The sequence below is a fragment of the Citrobacter sp. Cf125 genome, from assembly GCF_030333935.1.
GTDB lineage: Bacteria > Pseudomonadota > Gammaproteobacteria > Enterobacterales > Enterobacteriaceae > Citrobacter > Citrobacter freundii.
Window position 1 is genome coordinate 942,766 of sequence record NZ_JAOWEY010000025.1, and the last position, 14,897, is coordinate 957,662.

General features: G+C 46.8%; 16 protein-coding genes and 2 pseudogenes. 6 read left to right on the forward strand and 12 right to left on the reverse strand.

The window, feature by feature from the left end; all coding sequences use genetic code 11:
- Positions 1–6 precede the first annotated feature (6 nt).
- The 8 genes and pseudogenes from phoQ to OGV89_RS21175 form a co-directional block, all read right to left on the reverse strand.
- Positions 7–1,470, reverse strand: a complete 1,464-nt coding sequence (gene phoQ / locus OGV89_RS21140) for a two-component system sensor histidine kinase PhoQ (protein ID WP_016150060.1) — start codon at positions 1,468–1,470, stop codon at positions 7–9.
- Positions 1,470–2,141 (reverse strand): two-component system response regulator PhoP, encoded by a 672-nt coding sequence (phoP, locus tag OGV89_RS21145; protein ID WP_003030783.1) that lies wholly within the window; start codon positions 2,139–2,141, stop codon positions 1,470–1,472. The genes phoQ and phoP overlap by 1 nt, the downstream gene beginning before the upstream one ends.
- A gap of 73 nt (positions 2,142–2,214) precedes the next feature.
- Positions 2,215–3,501, reverse strand: a complete 1,287-nt coding sequence (locus OGV89_RS21150) for a site-specific integrase (protein WP_200004635.1) — start codon at positions 3,499–3,501, stop codon at positions 2,215–2,217.
- Positions 3,501–3,716 carry an excisionase family protein gene (gene xisR / locus OGV89_RS21155; protein ID WP_003832298.1) on the reverse strand — a complete coding sequence of 72 codons (216 nt, stop codon included), beginning with the start codon at positions 3,714–3,716 and terminating at the stop codon, positions 3,501–3,503. The genes OGV89_RS21150 and xisR overlap by 1 nt, the downstream gene beginning before the upstream one ends.
- Before the next feature lie 66 nt (positions 3,717–3,782).
- Positions 3,783–6,254 (reverse strand): 3'-5' exonuclease, encoded by a 2,472-nt coding sequence (locus OGV89_RS21160; protein WP_200004603.1) that lies wholly within the window; start codon positions 6,252–6,254, stop codon positions 3,783–3,785.
- Positions 6,255–6,416: 162 nt separating this feature from the next.
- A complete protein-coding gene (locus OGV89_RS21165; RefSeq protein ID WP_233590554.1) occupies positions 6,417–6,734 on the reverse strand; it encodes an RrF2 family transcriptional regulator in 318 nt (105 codons plus the stop codon).
- A 45-nt stretch (positions 6,735–6,779) separates the two neighbouring features.
- Positions 6,780–6,920 (reverse strand): annotated as a pseudogene (locus tag OGV89_RS21170) (hypothetical protein); the annotation flags it as partial.
- Between the two features lie 303 nt (positions 6,921–7,223).
- On the reverse strand, positions 7,224–7,613 hold the full coding sequence (locus OGV89_RS21175) for a helix-turn-helix domain-containing protein (protein ID WP_032949520.1): 390 nt from the start codon (positions 7,611–7,613) through the stop codon (positions 7,224–7,226).
- A 101-nt stretch (positions 7,614–7,714) separates the two neighbouring features.
- Here OGV89_RS21175 and OGV89_RS21180 point away from each other — a divergent pair, with 101 nt between their 5' ends.
- The 6 genes from OGV89_RS21180 to OGV89_RS21205 all read left to right on the forward strand — a co-directional run bounded on the left by OGV89_RS21180 (position 7,715) and on the right by OGV89_RS21205 (position 11,015).
- The gene (locus tag OGV89_RS21180; protein ID WP_032949519.1) at positions 7,715–7,930 is read left to right on the forward strand and encodes a transcriptional regulator; all 216 of its coding nucleotides are present in this window, start codon (positions 7,715–7,717) and stop codon (positions 7,928–7,930) included.
- A gap of 2 nt (positions 7,931–7,932) precedes the next feature.
- On the forward strand, positions 7,933–8,487 hold the full coding sequence (locus OGV89_RS21185) for a toxin YdaT family protein (RefSeq protein ID WP_200024786.1): 555 nt from the start codon (positions 7,933–7,935) through the stop codon (positions 8,485–8,487).
- A 252-nt stretch (positions 8,488–8,739) separates the two neighbouring features.
- Complete coding sequence (locus tag OGV89_RS21190) at positions 8,740–9,651, forward strand: DnaT-like ssDNA-binding domain-containing protein (protein WP_233599541.1); 912 nt, start codon at positions 8,740–8,742, stop codon at positions 9,649–9,651.
- Positions 9,563–10,108, forward strand: a complete 546-nt coding sequence (locus OGV89_RS21195) for a replication protein P (RefSeq protein WP_286559366.1) — start codon at positions 9,563–9,565, stop codon at positions 10,106–10,108. The genes OGV89_RS21190 and OGV89_RS21195 overlap by 89 nt, the downstream gene beginning before the upstream one ends.
- Positions 10,109–10,123: 15 nt before the next feature.
- Entirely contained in the window at positions 10,124–10,534 is a 411-nt protein-coding gene (locus OGV89_RS21200; RefSeq protein WP_200025146.1) for a hypothetical protein, read from the forward strand.
- A gap of 55 nt (positions 10,535–10,589) precedes the next feature.
- A complete protein-coding gene (locus OGV89_RS21205; RefSeq protein ID WP_200024784.1) occupies positions 10,590–11,015 on the forward strand; it encodes a MarR family transcriptional regulator in 426 nt (141 codons plus the stop codon).
- Positions 11,016–11,436: 421 nt separating this feature from the next.
- Here the strand turns inward: OGV89_RS21205 and OGV89_RS21210 are convergent, their stop codons facing one another.
- The 4 genes and pseudogenes from OGV89_RS21210 to OGV89_RS21225 all read right to left on the reverse strand — a co-directional run bounded on the left by OGV89_RS21210 (position 11,437) and on the right by OGV89_RS21225 (position 14,861).
- Positions 11,437–12,870, reverse strand: coding sequence for a hypothetical protein (locus OGV89_RS21210; protein ID WP_286559267.1), 1,434 nt, complete (start codon positions 12,868–12,870; stop codon positions 11,437–11,439).
- Between the two features lie 260 nt (positions 12,871–13,130).
- Positions 13,131–13,289, reverse strand: a pseudogene (locus OGV89_RS21215) (ABC transporter permease); the annotation flags it as partial.
- Positions 13,290–13,570: 281 nt separating this feature from the next.
- Entirely contained in the window at positions 13,571–13,903 is a 333-nt protein-coding gene (locus OGV89_RS21220) for a hypothetical protein (RefSeq protein WP_200024782.1), read from the reverse strand.
- A 274-nt stretch (positions 13,904–14,177) separates the two neighbouring features.
- Positions 14,178–14,861, reverse strand: coding sequence for a hypothetical protein (locus OGV89_RS21225; protein ID WP_200024781.1), 684 nt, complete (start codon positions 14,859–14,861; stop codon positions 14,178–14,180).
- Between the last annotated feature and the right edge of the window lie 36 nt (positions 14,862–14,897).

Consider the following 14,897-nt stretch of genomic DNA (forward strand, 5'->3'; position numbering starts at 1 on the left):
CGACGATTACTCGTCTTTCTGGCCCGGCTGCTGGCGACCAAAAATAACTTCCATGCGCGCACCACCCAGCAGGCTATCACCGGCAATAATCTGCCCGTCATACTGTTCGGTGATTTCTCTCGCCACCGCCAGACCGACGCCTTGTCCTGGACGTAGCGTATCTACGCGCTGTCCACGGTCAAACACCACTTCCCGTTTGCTTTGCGGAATACCAGGACCATCATCTTCAACCAGAATATGCAGCTGATCCTCAGACAGTTGCGCTGAAATCTCGACAAACTCCAGACAATATTTACAGGCGTTATCCAGTACGTTGCCCAACACCTCGACAAAATCATTCTGTTCGCCCACAAAGCTGATTTCAGGTGAGATATCGAGATTAATGTTGACGCCTTTACGCTGATACACCTTATTCAGTGCCGAGGTCAGTTTATCCAGCAACGGCGCGATCGGGTGCAGTTCGCGGCTGAGTAGGGCACTGCTGCCACGCATGCTCGCGCGATGCAGGTAATAGCCTATCTGTTGGGAAATACGGCTGATTTGTTCCAGCATGACAGGCTCTGCGTCGCTGACGCTCATCTTTTCATTACGCATTGAGCGCAGAGTACTCTGCAATACCGCCAGTGGTGTTTTCAGGCTATGGGTGAGGTCTGTTAACGTGGTGCGGTATTTGTCATAACGCTCACGTTCGCTTTTTAACAGCCGATTGAGATTACGAACCAGGCTGGTCAATTCGCGTGTGGTGGCGGGGTTTAGCATCTCACGATGATGTTCCTCAAGCTCACGGACTTCACGCGCCAGCGATTCAATCGGCCGCAGGCTCCACCACGCGGCCACCCATAACAGCGGAATGACCAGCAACAGATTGGCGACCAGCACATAAATAAACCAGCTCCAGACCATATACGAGCGCTTTAGCTCTATCGGAATGGTATCGACAACCACAATGGTCAGTTGCGGCATTCTGGCAGTAGCAGGATAGACGTTTACCGCCACGGAGTGGGTCATTTCGGCGTCGTCGTCATCTTCTCTGACTTCTTTTAACTGCTGCTGCGCGGAGTGATCTTCGCCCAGTAGGGTGCTGGTAGCGTCTACGTTGGCTTCAATCTCATGAAATCCGTTGGTTTTTAGCCAGTCCGGTTGGATACTTTTCGTCAGCCAGGGAACATTGCGCTGCGCCCACAGAAGTTCACCCGCTTCATTGTAAATCAGAGACATTGTTGGGCTTTGCATGTCGAGGTTCTCGGGCAGCTCGATGTTAATCTTGCCGTTTTCCCATTTCGCCAGGGTATAAAACAGATTACTTTCGCCCCGCAGCAGGCGGAACGTTGTCTTATCAAAGCTGACGCTATAGCCTACCAGGGCAACCATGCCGTAGGCCAGTGAAAGCACCAATACCACGCCCGCGGTGGCCAGTAAAAAGCGCAGCCGCAGCGATAACGGGAAAAAATGACGCAATAGTTTATTCATTAGCGCAGTTCAAAAAGATATCCCTGGCCACGTACTGTGGTAATTACTTCATGCGGATATTGCGCCTGAATTTTTTTACGTAGACGCCCCATCAGGACATCAATAGTGTGACTTTCGCGCAGCTCGGCATCCGGATAAAGCTGCAACATGAGTGAATCTTTACTGACCACTTTGCCATTATTACGGATGAGAGTTTCCATAATGGTATATTCAAACGCCGTGAGCTTGATAACCTCATCATTGACGGATAACTCGCGTCGGGAGAGGTCCACCTGAAAAGGCGGAAGGGAGATAATTTGCGATGCCAGACCGCTGTTTCGACGCATCAGTGCCTGCATGCGTGCAGCCACTTCTTCGATGTGAAATGGTTTGGTGACATAATCGTCAGCGCCTGCACTGAGGACTTCCACTTTGTCCTGCCAGCCTTCGCGCGCGGTTAATACCAGAATTGGCAGCGAAACCTCATTACTGCGCCAGCGGCGGATTAGCGACAAACCATCTTCATCGGGGAGCCCTAAATCAACGATCGCGATATCCGGCAGATGCTCATTCAGATAATAGTCCGCTTCCTTCGCATCTTCTGCATCATCCACCTGATGCCCTAAATCCTGTAACTGAACCTTGAGGTGGTGGCGTAATAAAGCATTATCCTCGACAACCAGTACGCGCATCATCGTTTCTCCCTAAAATAATGGTATGAATAGTTTAACGCTGATTATGTGGATTGAAAGCAGCGCTATGAAATTAAATAACTTTTCTCATGCTCCCCTGCCCGTGGGGGCGCCCTGGGGGCAGTGCCGTTGGCATCTGATTGTTCAGCATGTTGACCTGATCCTGGTTCATGTCGCCAATCCACTTGGAGTAAACCTCGTACACCATGCGCGCATCTTCATGTCCCATCTGACTCGCTATGAATGACGGGTTCGCTCCGGCCATCAACGTCCAGCATGCGTAGGTATGCCGTGACTGATAAGGATTCCTTTCGCGGATATTTGCAAGTTTAGTGCCTCGCTTCCAGCCATAGGCAATCGAGTTCTTAGAGAAGTAACTGCCTTTTTTTGACGAATATGCTGTCGGTGAAAAAACGAAGCGAAGAGATTGCTGCTCAGTTTTTCCGATCTCCCGATGGTGAAATCGAATTTCTTGCTTCGGATTAGCGCCGGTGACTTCGTATTGTTCCTTCAGTGCATCCAGAGCAGGTTTAAGCAACGTTATCGTCCTTATTCCGGCATCTGTCTTAGGGGGTACAAATACTCGCTTATTCGTCAAACTTCTGGATACGTGGATTTCACCTTTTACCAAATCAATGTCTTCCCATGCCAGGGCGCATATCTCGCCCGGCCTCATCCCCGTATGAACGGCAACAATGATGATTAATGCCTGGCTACGGGGAAGGACGGCTATCAGTGCCTGGTACTCATGAAGTAAAAGTGGGTCGGGATCATTTTTAGATAACTTGAGTCGCGACACTCCTTCATAAGGAGCATGCAATATAAACTGGCTTCGGTTTGCGAGCTTAAGCATTTCTGATAAAACTGCCATCTGTTTATTGACTGTTGAGGGCGCGCGGCCCTGCTTGGTCAGATTCGGCATTGCCGGGTTAATAATTGTCCCGGTCAATAACTCCTTTCGGTAATGCAAAATGTCGGCATGCTCAATATCTACCAGACGGGTATTTTCTCCGATTACACGCAGTAACGTATTTACGACCGAAGTAAGCGATAGCAGTGTTGCACCAGATACCTCTAAGGCTTTGGTGTCTGTAAAAAAATCACTCAGTTCTTTAAACGTGGTGATTTTTTTGGTTGTGATGAACTTCTTAAGCGCTTTGGATTCCGGAAAACGTTCCGCATAGTCGAATTTACCGAGCTGTATTTCACTTGTGATGAGCGCGCGAAGATTTCCAGCCTTTTTAATGTTGCTGCTGTTCACCGTCCAGCCCCGAAGGACTTCGCGGCAACGTTTGCCGCGATAGGTAAATGTGATCCGTATTTTTCCATTATGCAGCTCAACGCCGGTTGGAAAGTCCATCATGCTTCCTGTACTAATTGGTTAATCTTTGGATAGTTGTACCAAAGCAGACCTTTAGAATTGTCAGTTTCGCCGAGAGCTGTCAGATGTTTGAAATGCACGCCTTCGATCCACAAATTCAACCGATAACTTTTAATTTGTCTTTCAGACAAGCCGGTCTTTTCTGTTAGTCGCGCTTCAACCATCCACTCTTCGCTGAAAATGAGTTGCGACATACATAACTCCGATGCCGCCAGCCACAACAGTACATGCTGCAACTGGCTGTAAGTGAAAACCTAAAATCAGTTTTTTGTCAGGCGTTGCCAGATTGCAGAGACGTATTTGACCTGGTGTCGGGCGTCAGAAAGCGCGTTGTGCATGTCGCCTTCAAACGGGATGTCGAAGCCTGGATTTATACCGACGGATTTACCCAGTTCGACCATGGTCCTTACATCCCTGTCATTCCAGAACGGAACAGCGAAGGGAGTTTCTGTTAATGCATATGCGCGGCGGAGAATGACGTTATCAAACGAGCATCCATTACCCCACAGCTGAACAGTGTGGCTACCGTTAGCAGCATTTTCAGCAATAAAGTCAGCCAGTAGTTCAAGGGTTTCACGCAGCCCCATGGCCTCATCAACCAGAATTGCAGAACGGGCTTCAGATGATTGTTTCAACCACCACTGAATTGTTGACGCATCCGGTTTCATGCCAAACGACATCGATGATTCAAGACTGACAACCTGGTAAAATTCGGCACCAGTGTTACCAGTTGAAGGATCAAAATATACGGCACCGATAGAGACTATTGGTGCATCAGGACCGCTGCCCATAGTTTCCAAATCAACCATCAGGTGAGTATAAAAAGCGTTCAGGGGATCCGTATCAATATGGTGAACGGGTTCATTATTCAGGGAAGCTGGAGGCTCACCAGTTGCATCAGTGCTTTCAACTGGCAAAGCAGCTGCTTCGCCCTGAGGCACTTCAGCATTAGCTTTGATTTCGCTGTCGTCAGTTTTTTCCATCTGCACATCGCTGGTGGTTTCCTCGGTATTGACTTGATGTAATTTTTCTTCGACGGCGCGCTGGCGTACCTGGTCTACGACAGAAAGCGCTGGCGCCGGCTGGTTACCCATCAGGCCATCAATGGAGAAAACACCGTTGCCCATGTTGGCGATTTCTGGTTGTTCGGCTGTTGCCTTCTGTTCAGCTGTGGACTTCTCTTTAATCTCGTTTTCCCAGCTTTTTTCTGGTACGTGACCGGCTGCCACCAGGGTTTCTTCAGTTGGGTGCTGGTGGTCGGTTTCAGTCAGGTTTTTGTTGATGTAACGGCTCAGCAGTTCCGGGAAATGGTGAGTATTTTCTTCTGCACTACGAATAAGCGCGAAAATAGCGGCGCGGGAATAATCCAGGATGCCAGCGCGTTTACGCAGGGCGGCGGACCACTCTTTGAACGGGCTTTCGTTTTTAGAAATGATCTCTTTTGCACGACGGAAAACGCCACCAGGAATATCGTAGATGTTGAAATCCATTGGAAGTGTGGCCAGCGCAATATCAATGTCCAGAGTATCCAGCGTGTGGACAAGTTCCGGGTTGCGATCGGTCTTATTGCCTCCACCTGCGTTGGTTGCGGAGTCAGTGCGCTGAATCTCCGACACATGATTGCCTTTACACCACTCTTTAACCAGCAGCCCACGGTCAATGTGCTCAGTATTGAACCAGGCCTTAAAGAACTGGATAACGGTGACCAGATCAACCCGTTTTCCATCAACCGGAAAAACGGTTTTCAGCGCGCTGATAATCTTCCAGATATCGATCTCTGGCGCTTTCCTGAATGGTTCTACATTCTCGGCGGCAAGCAGCAGGTTCTGCACATAGCTGTTATCCACATTCAGCTCGAGTTCCTGAATGGTTTTCTTCTGCTCAGTATCAATATGGTAAGCATATTCTTCAGAAATAAACTGAGCTAAGAGGCGCTGACGTAGCGGCAGAGTCGCAACGGTAATAAGCTCTGGCGTTACAGGTGGAGTGGCATGTTTATCACCCGCAACTCGTGCTTTCTTATCATTAACCCACTCCTGAACGGTAAGAGCCCGTTTTTCTGGTTCTTCAATCCATTCGGTAATAAATTGCTCAAATGAAGCAACGGTATAGACCTGCTCACGGTCGAAGACTTCTTTTATAGCGCTTGCCAGCTTCCACTCGACATGAGCAGAAAACTCTTTCACCGCTGGCACATTCGCAACGGCTTGTAACAGGTTTTGCACATAGAGATCATTTTCGTCCAGTTCCATTTGTCCGATCTGGATGTGCTGCGCTTCACTGATTTCCTTCTCTTCAGTGTCATTGACCAGGTGCGCAATCAGTCGCTGAGACAGGCGCAGGCGAGATATTGGGCGGAGCAACTCTGGTGCATCGCTGGTGGGTACATTGGCACTGGTAGTTTCAGGTTTTTGCTGGCTGGAAGTCTCCTGATTTTCATCATCAGGCCTCTGTTTCAGTTGCCACGTCTGCTGGTCTTCTGTCAGTTCGTAACGAACGCACCATGTGTCATCAAGTGTGCTTTCCTCAGGAAGATCGTCAACAACAAACCAGTTGGTGCGGACTGGTAATTGATAATCGGCACCACGACCGACGGCAATACCATTGTCTTCGAGAATATTGAGGATTTCGCGTTCTGCACGGGAATCTGATTTCGCAGAGAACCAGCAAAACAGGTTTTTTGCCTCAGTTGCTTTCGCTTTGGCTTTAATAAGATACGCATACGTTAACATTGCGTTCGGGCTCCGTAGGATTGTAAGATACCCGGCAGCTGATGATCGCCGCCTAAGGTAGTGGTTATTGGTCAAAACTCGTTCCGGAAAGCTTTGGTCGGCTGACCGGGTACTTAACCCGCCTTGCGCGGGTTTTGTGCTTTATGGGGTGGGGAATTTTCCCTACACCAGTTGTGCGACGGGGACCCACTCCAGAGCATTCAGCACGGGCTTAAATGAATCAGGCGTGTGAGTAACGGCGCGAACGACGTCAGCCACGCTGGGGTTTGCTTTGCTAAGGTGGTACCCGCCACCAGCGCCACGCTGGCTGGTGACGATTTCACTGCTGCGCAGCTTCGAGAAAATCTGCTCGAGGTAAGACACAGACAGCTTTGATTCCTTGCTGATTGATGCGATGGAAACCGGACTGCCGTTGTAAATTCTGTTGAGGATGGCAACCACCTGAACAGATGCCACCACACGTTTCATTCCAAATTCCATAGTCACTTCCTTACTGATGCTGGCAACAGCCATTGGTCAAACTCGTTATGAACGAACTGCAGTCTGTTGGTCGGCAGACGGGTCGCCCTTCTGGGCGAGCATGTAGCAAATCAGTCGAATAATTACTTCAATACGGTTTAGATGTACGGCCTGACACCGCACTGGTTTACGTGCGAAATCGATCATGGATTTATCCTCTTGCGTTGCCCTTGTCGCCAGGCTGGCGGAACGTTGAACCTGCTGCGTGTTAATACTTGTCATCTCATCCGGTGATTCGTATGCCGCCGGCAGCTACTTCGTGGGCGTCCTGCCTCGATGACGTTTTCGATAGAATGATTAAATCATTGGTTTAATGTTTGTGTCAATCGTCAATTGATGTGGAGGCAAACATTTGCTTTATCAGTCGTGAAAAACTAAGGGGAGGGAGGTTCTGACAAAAGGGCGAAAAAAAACCGGCAAACGCCGGTTTCAATGGATGGGAATAAACTCTTAGTTCACATCGTTAGCCTTAAAACGACCACGAAGATATTTCTCAACGTAATCATCAATTTCCTTTAACCTCAGTGCAAAGGTATCGATCATTCGCTCTTGCTCTGCCTCTGGTAGCTGCCTAAACAAGTTAAGCATTTTGCTCTCGTTAGGCTTGAGACCTGAATCTTCTGATACTTTCTCACCTAACAACCAAGTAACGGACACGTTGGCGGCTTCCGCAATTGCTATGGCGGACTTCTTACTGATAACTCCCTTCTTAAACCACCCATTCACAGCTTGAGGCGTAACTCCTGCAATGCGAGCCATATCAGCTTTGCTGATCCCTCTTTGAGTAATTTCTTCTAAGCGGGCTACCAGTTGGTTATTGAGATCGTCAGTGTTTTTCATACACCCATTGTAAATGTTTGGTTTATAGTCACAATAAATTTAAAGTTTGCAATTGATGTAAGCCTATGGTTTATTACTCCCAATTTAAAAAGGAGATAGTTATGACAGCCATTGATAACGCAATTCGACTAGCTGGCTCGGCCAATAAATTAGCTTGCACGATTGGTGTAAGCGGAATGGCAGTAAGTCAGTGGAAAGCAAAAGGTACTGTTCCTTCGTCACGGGTACTTCAAGTCTTTAGCGCTACAGGGGTTACCCCCCACGAACTTAGACCCGACTTATACCCAAATCCAACGGATGGATTACCTAAGGAGTGACCATGCAAACCATCTCTTTTAAAAACCATACCCCGACGATGGTGAGAACTCAGAAAACAAAAAATCAGTTTTCTGTTTGTCGCCGGGATTGGATGAAGTGCAAAAAAATCTGGGTTGCCGTTCGTGAATGGGAATCGACATTACCAGGACAGGCACAGGAACGGATCGCTCAGCTGGTGGCCGAAGAGTGGGCCAAGGCAGATGGCCGCGGAATTGCTGTTAATAAGCAGAATTTATTCCGGTATCTGAAAAACGAAGGGGGGTCAGAAAAGTATACGGCTTACGTTATGCAGCTGTCAGTCTCAATCATTGCTGCTATGCCAGTTCAGATTGCCAGGAAGCACGGGTTAAGTAATGCGAGCACAGAAGCAGAGCTGGTGGCGAACGCTATCAAAGAGTGCAGTGAGGCACACCATGCGAAATTAATTGGCGCGCCATTACAAAAGCTCGAGAAGGAGATTCGTGAGGCGGCAATCGCATTGTTCAACATGTTACCTGCTGACGCGGCGGGACCACTACTGGCGAGTATAAGCGCCGTAGCGCCGCAATTGTTTTAATCGAGTTTTGACCAATGACCATTATTACTGCAACTCGCGGGGTGAAGTATGCCTAATCCTTTGGCTAAGGCCATGCCTAAGAGTAAGGCTAGTAACGAGCCTTACCGTAAGGTGAAGATCACCATGTGGGATGATCCTAAGTTTCGAGCCTTATCACCACTCCCGCCAAGTGGGCAGAGTCTGTTTATTTACCTGCTTACGGGTCCATTCACAGGGATTATTCCCGGGCTGTATAAGGCGGGAAGGGCGGCTATGGCTGAAGAATTAAACTGGGATGTCGAAGCCTTCGACTTAGCCTTAAGCGAAGCCATAGCGTTAGGTATGGTGGAAGCCGATCTTAAAGCCAGAGTTTTTTGGTTGCCTAACGCGGTGAAACATAACCCTCCAGCATCAGTGAACGTGATCAAATCATGGGCACGATCGTTTGAATTACTGCCTGAATGTTCACTGAAAGATAAAGCATATGAAGCTCTCAAAGCCGCCTGCTACGGGGTTTCTGACGCTATGGGGACGGCTTTTGATAAGGCTTTCGCTTTGCCTAAGGATAAGGCTAAGTCTTTGGCTAAACCTTTGCCATCAGGTATCCAGAAAGCAGTTAGCAGTAAACAGATCTTAAACCCCTCTCTTAACGCGGGCGCGATGAAAAATCCGAATGGGGATGAACTGCCATCCCCGGCCATGCCCCGATACCTGGACGGTGTTGATGAACCGATCGGGAAATTCAGCATGACAGATAGCTGGCTTCCCTCCAGAGACTTCCGACAGCGCGCTGCATCGTGGGGTATCTCCCTGCCTGAACCAGATTACCTTCTGACTGAACTCGCAGAATTCACTGCGTATTGGGAGTCGGAAGGGAAAGTTTTTACACAAATCCAGTGGGAACAAAAATTTGCCCGACATGTAGCCCGGGTGAGAACGCAGGTAAAACCAGAAACCGGAGGTAACAGTCATGTGGGAGCAGGATCCGAACCAACAGCATCCCGGGCAGTTCAGCAAATTCAGTCAGCACACGCAGAGTGGCGCCGCAGGAATGGATTTGATGGCGACGGAAACAGCCTGGCGACTGTGGCAGGTCATGGGGGAGGTGTATTCGAACCGATGGACCCAGAAGAACGGGGCGGAGCCTTCGCCTATCTGGATAGCCCAGATAGGTTCGATGACTGAACCCCAAATTCGGCTGGTCTGTCAGCAGTGCATGGAGCGCTGTGCGATGGGAAATACATGGCCGCCTGACCTGGCTGAGTTTGTTTCTCTGGTTTCAGTGAGTGGAGCGAATCCATTCGGACTGACATCGGAGCAGGTTATGACGGAATACCGGCGCTGGCGCAATGAGTCATATCGGTATTCAGGAAGCGATAAATATCCATGGCCTCAGTCCGTGCTGTATCACATCTGCATCGAAATGCGCAGAACAGGCGTTGAACGACAAATGACAGAGGGGGAACTGAAACGACTGGCGGAAAAGTTACTTACGAAGTGGTCGAAGCATGTTGGTAACGGACTAAGTGTGCCACCAATTCGACGTCAACTGGCGGCGCCGCACCATCCGGCGGGACCAACGCCAGCGCAAATACTGATGGAAGAATACAAACGCCGCAAAGCGGCGGGTTTAATTAACTAAAACGAGTATTGACCAATGACTATAGAAATCTCTCAGAAAGACCGGGATACCAAATCCTGGCTGCAACAGACTATTGCTGAACTTGAACACGAGCGCGACGTAATTCCCGGAGCTTTGAACGAGGATGCTGCCATGGCGCTTAAGGTTATGAAACTGGCGATGGCGGCTATTGGCTCGGAGCAAAAGGTAAACAACCACCCGGCACATGGCCCTGTATCTATCAATCGCCTGTACCAGATACGCGAAATACTCAGCCGGGCAGTGGCACAAAGCGATGGTGGTCATCTTGGCTACGCAATGGCTGATGCTGTGAAGGTTATTGTTGAGGTGCTGGAGTTTCGAATATCCAATAACAAACAGTGCGGTATATGCGCCGATTGCGTGCCTCAGATCTACGGTGGTTCTGGATGCAATAATTGTGCGTGAGATGCTGGAAAGCCGTAAGGCAGCTAGTTTAATCAACTAAAACGAGTTCTGACCAATGACCAATTATCGTGTTACTCAAAAAGAGATGGTGATTGCTGCTATCAATCATATGCCTGGATGCACACTACGAGACATTTGCGAAGCCTTGGAATTAACAACCAGCAATGCAGGGAAGTTATTACGTCGGCTCACCAAAGAGGGAATTATAGTTAAAAAACCTGAGGACAGAGAGCCTGTATACAGTGTTAAACAAGGGATCAGGATACCTAAAATTATTTTGCCTTTTATGTTAGAAGAAGAGAGTCCCCTGGAAACCAGACAGTTAGAGAAATTAGCAAAAAGCCTCGAGGATAAGGGGCTCTGGAGGCGGGCTGCGACTGTGTATATTGATATCCTGGCACAGGTCAAAAATTCCAAAGATGTACTGAGAATTGCAGAAAAACGAAACCGTTGCGTAGAGCGTTCCAGAGGCATGAATTAACTTGGCTCATCGCAACGTGAACAAGCTCAGATTCTTCCAGACAGTTTGCATGCCAGAACGGTTCAATAAGTATGTTGCGTCCATCAGTTGAACTCACAGCACTAAGCGAACAAGCGACCTGAGTTGAAGGTCCGCTGCGAGCGAGGAGCGGACGTTTTCAGGCATTGAGATGGTTTACCGCATTTGGTAACCCCGATCAGGCAAGGCGGAGTTACAACGCGCCGGCTGGTGGGTCGCCCGGGCGTAGCTGGGCTGGATACGCTTAAACTGCTGTCTGAGCGTGGTGCGCTGGAGGGAGATTATATTGATGTGCGGATAACCTACTACCCGGCGGCGCGTAATGTGCTGGAAACTGATTTATGCAAATGTGTAGGATGGGTAAGATATAGTTGATACCCACCCTAGTTAATATCATAATATATTATTCTACTTCATTAACTTCTCTGATTAACATTCCGCTCGAGGTCAAAACATCAGTTTTTTTAATTTCATTGTGGGGGGATGGTGATAAATTTGCTTGAATAATAAGCGCCTGCAATACAGCAATGAATTCATTTAATATTTCATCAAAATTCAGATATTGGCGGCAAATCGTAATGAAAGTAGTGGACTCTTCCGTTTCATTTAGTTCTGAAATAAAACTAAAAAACTTCTCCGCCATAACATGTTTTTTACCTTCGAATTTATACGCGGTTATTTTTTTGACAATGTTATGGATGGTAAGATCTGCCGGCCACTGCACTCTATTTTTATATTTATCTACACTTTCAATTGCAAGAAAATATAATCCCAGGCTTGTTCTAAGCTCCTCTTCAAGATCGAAGTATTGAGATGGTAGAGCCACCCGTAAGTTTTTTATCTGCGGCACCATCTTCCATCCCCAGCCATCTTCGGTACTCAATTCTGTACCAAGCACATGGAATTGATCCAAACTTTCAACGATTTTAAGTAGCTTGCAAACGGCTTCATCAAGAATGATGGCTTTCACTTCTTCGGTATTCTCACCTGGAGGATCATAGGCTAGCACCTTCAAAGGACTGCCAGCATCAATACACGTGTGTGTACATACATTTGTTTGCACTTTCTTTAGAGTAAAAGCAGGTGAACCCCATGCAAGGTGGGTTATTTCCCCAAGCTGAAGTAAACCTTCCTGAATCCTTTTATTACGCCCACCATCTGTGCCACCTTTACTTTCAAAAACATGCCATTCTCCACTGTCAGACTCAATAAGATAGTCGGGCGACTTTTTAGTGTTTAAAGGATTTGTTATTACAAAAGGATACAAGCCTTTAGTATAAATACTGGTATGTAACATAACATTAATTTTTTCACCCGCAGCAGCAAGCCAATGATACGCCGAAATAAAACTCCCTATACCACCTACTATAAATGATATTGCAACTTTTTCTGAAGGTTCTATTTTTGAATAAAATTCTTGTGTAAAATAAGCATCATTTTTATCAACTTTGATGCATGAGGCTACCATTAATAATCTTTTGAGTAAATAGGATGAAAGTTCAAGTGACTCTTTATGATTTAGAAGAAGGTGAGAGGACCACATTCCTTTACGACCGTACCCACACTCAAGCGCAGCATGGACAATTTGAGGTAGTAATAATGCAGGATAGCGCACTGAGAGATTTTTTTTAGAACTACTTCCGAATGGAATATTTGTCGTCTTCGTAAAAGAATTCTTTAAAAAAAATGCTGGTTTGCTTTTATCATAAACCTTTTTAGTTGGGTCTTTTTTGTCCGTTATCTTTTTAGGTCTTGGCTTTGTTCCGTATATTTTAGGTACATAGAATTCAAATATATTGCCTTTGATCAGTTTTGTTGGAGTTTTTGCCTTTGCCATAGCCATATCCTTGCGAGAAACAATCTCAAATCAGAATTAATCGATTAAATTTCAAGCAGATAAACATCACCACGCTGCTCAAAACAATGACTACCAGAGTAGACTTATTTTTGTTCTAATCTACATAATATTGCTATTTTTTTGGCTACCAAAATTAGTAGGGTGAGAATTAAGTTCTCATTACTGGACTGGTTTTATATGTTGCATTTTGCAGTGGATTTTTGATGTTATCACACCTCACAGAGGCACAATTAGCGGTACTATTTCCCCTCCATCACCACCTTCCACGCCACCACTACCGCCTTCTGCTGCATGCGATTTTGCATATGATCGATAATGAACGCCACGATAATCGCAATCCCTTTAATAGCCATTTGGCAGGACTCGCTTACACCTACCATCACCAAACCGTCCGCTAGTTAACCAATCAGCGTCTTGCTGGTAATGGACTTTCAAACCATCTGAAATATCAGAGCATTAGATGTAGTTAAACTGACAATCCAACACATAGCGATCTGTGTGGTACGAGAGATAGAGAGGCTGGCTTAATTGGGCGAAATACCAAGTAAACGTCCGCATCTGGCACTCTGAGGACGTTCGCTCCTCCGACTTTATCGGGATGGACCGCCAGTTACGATCAGTGCTGATGATAAGTATTTCGCAGTTGTAGCTTATTCATCGACGTATCAACGACCACCGATTACTTGACGCTTTTATATGGAGTAAATTTCCCCGGACGAGATTGTGAACCTTTATTTTTAAGTTTCAGCTTTCGGCATAATCGTCCATAAACATCTGGAGGAAAACCTCCATCGAACGACCATTTATCGCCATGTTTCGTCATCTGTAGAATCCCAGATATATTTTTATACTTATTGCCAAGATTATTCTTAACAATATATTCAGAAACCTCCGAGCTATGCGTAAAGCCCAGTTCGGATAACTCTGTTATCAGCTCATTGAATTCCTGAGTATCTAAAGATTCAGTATTTTGTACTGGGTGGATTGTTTGTGGATTATGTATAAATGTCATAATCATCATCCATATGATTTACGTCTCTGCGTCGTAAATGTGAACTAAGTGTAAGTATCCCGTATGAATCACTGAAAAATATGACACCGGAGGAATACCGACAACACCATTATTTGGCCTGGATCTCAAAAAATGCATCGAACTAAAACGGGTTTATTTACATAAGTACTACATTAGAAAGCTAGCCTGACAGAGTCATGCTTTGGTAAATAACCATGAGGTACCGTCGTATTGCAGGTAGACTATTAGTGAAACGCTGCCAATAAAACTGATATCATTGCCGCATATTATTTCGCGACGCTAACGGGATGTATTTGAAGAAATCCCGGATTGAGTGGCAAGTTTTACGTTTAATCACCCATATATTAAGCGGTGCGGGGTGCAGTAATGCTTGGTAATCATCGGCGATGCGTTTAAACAGCTGTTGCCGATAGCTAGGCAATGGACCTGCCAGCACGGCAAGCTCTTCATTGTAGCTTTTTGCTTGCTCTGGCTTCCAGTAAAGGCGGCTGAGTTCTTTCGTACAGTCATCGTTGGCCAGCGATGGGGAGGCAAGTACCTTGTTAATATGTAGTAGCAGTGGAAGGATGAGTATTTTCCATTCTTCAAAGTCGGCCTGACGGTGAAGTTCCAGCGTATTCTGAAATTGTTGTCCAGCTTTAGTATCGATTACTGTTCCTGCTTCAGCTGATTTTTTCAGGCATTGGGTAACCTCCGCCAAGGTGATTCTCTTGGTATATTCCCCGGATAAATCTTCAATAATTTTATAGATCCTCATGCAGTTCATGTGCAGATTGTTCACACAGCTGTCGCACTCAAATGCCAACCGCTCCAACCTGGTAGTTTCGAGCTCTAGCACTTTCTTACGCATATCATTACTTAACGCGAGTTTGGCCCCGAGCCAGACCGCAGTGACGGTCACAATGGGTGTGGTAAGATCTTTCCAGTTAAACAGCATAATCTGTATTTCCTGATAGATGACTTCTGCAGTCGC

Excerpts from the sequence above, each read along its gene's own strand:
- phoQ (WP_016150060.1), bottom strand. The coding sequence starts at position 1,470 with ATGAATAAACTATTGCGTCATTTTTTCCCGTTATCGCTGCGGCTGCGC.
- phoP (WP_003030783.1), bottom strand. The coding sequence starts at position 2,141 with ATGCGCGTACTGGTTGTCGAGGATAATGCTTTATTACGCCACCACCTC.
- OGV89_RS21150 (WP_200004635.1), bottom strand. The coding sequence starts at position 3,501 with ATGGACTTTCCAACCGGCGTTGAGCTGCATAATGGAAAAATACGGATC.
- xisR (WP_003832298.1), bottom strand. The coding sequence starts at position 3,716 with ATGTCGCAACTCATTTTCAGCGAAGAGTGGATGGTTGAAGCGCGACTA.
- OGV89_RS21160 (WP_200004603.1), bottom strand. The coding sequence starts at position 6,254 with ATGTTAACGTATGCGTATCTTATTAAAGCCAAAGCGAAAGCAACTGAG.
- OGV89_RS21165 (WP_233590554.1), bottom strand. The coding sequence starts at position 6,734 with ATGGAATTTGGAATGAAACGTGTGGTGGCATCTGTTCAGGTGGTTGCC.
- OGV89_RS21175 (WP_032949520.1), bottom strand. The coding sequence starts at position 7,613 with ATGAAAAACACTGACGATCTCAATAACCAACTGGTAGCCCGCTTAGAA.
- OGV89_RS21180 (WP_032949519.1), top strand. The coding sequence starts at position 7,715 with ATGACAGCCATTGATAACGCAATTCGACTAGCTGGCTCGGCCAATAAA.
- OGV89_RS21185 (WP_200024786.1), top strand. The coding sequence starts at position 7,933 with ATGCAAACCATCTCTTTTAAAAACCATACCCCGACGATGGTGAGAACT.
- OGV89_RS21190 (WP_233599541.1), top strand. The coding sequence starts at position 8,740 with ATGGCTGAAGAATTAAACTGGGATGTCGAAGCCTTCGACTTAGCCTTA.
- OGV89_RS21195 (WP_286559366.1), top strand. The coding sequence starts at position 9,563 with ATGGGGGAGGTGTATTCGAACCGATGGACCCAGAAGAACGGGGCGGAG.
- OGV89_RS21200 (WP_200025146.1), top strand. The coding sequence starts at position 10,124 with ATGACTATAGAAATCTCTCAGAAAGACCGGGATACCAAATCCTGGCTG.
- OGV89_RS21205 (WP_200024784.1), top strand. The coding sequence starts at position 10,590 with ATGACCAATTATCGTGTTACTCAAAAAGAGATGGTGATTGCTGCTATC.
- OGV89_RS21210 (WP_286559267.1), bottom strand. The coding sequence starts at position 12,870 with ATGGCAAAGGCAAAAACTCCAACAAAACTGATCAAAGGCAATATATTT.
- OGV89_RS21220 (WP_200024782.1), bottom strand. The coding sequence starts at position 13,903 with ATGACATTTATACATAATCCACAAACAATCCACCCAGTACAAAATACT.
- OGV89_RS21225 (WP_200024781.1), bottom strand. The coding sequence starts at position 14,861 with ATGCTGTTTAACTGGAAAGATCTTACCACACCCATTGTGACCGTCACT.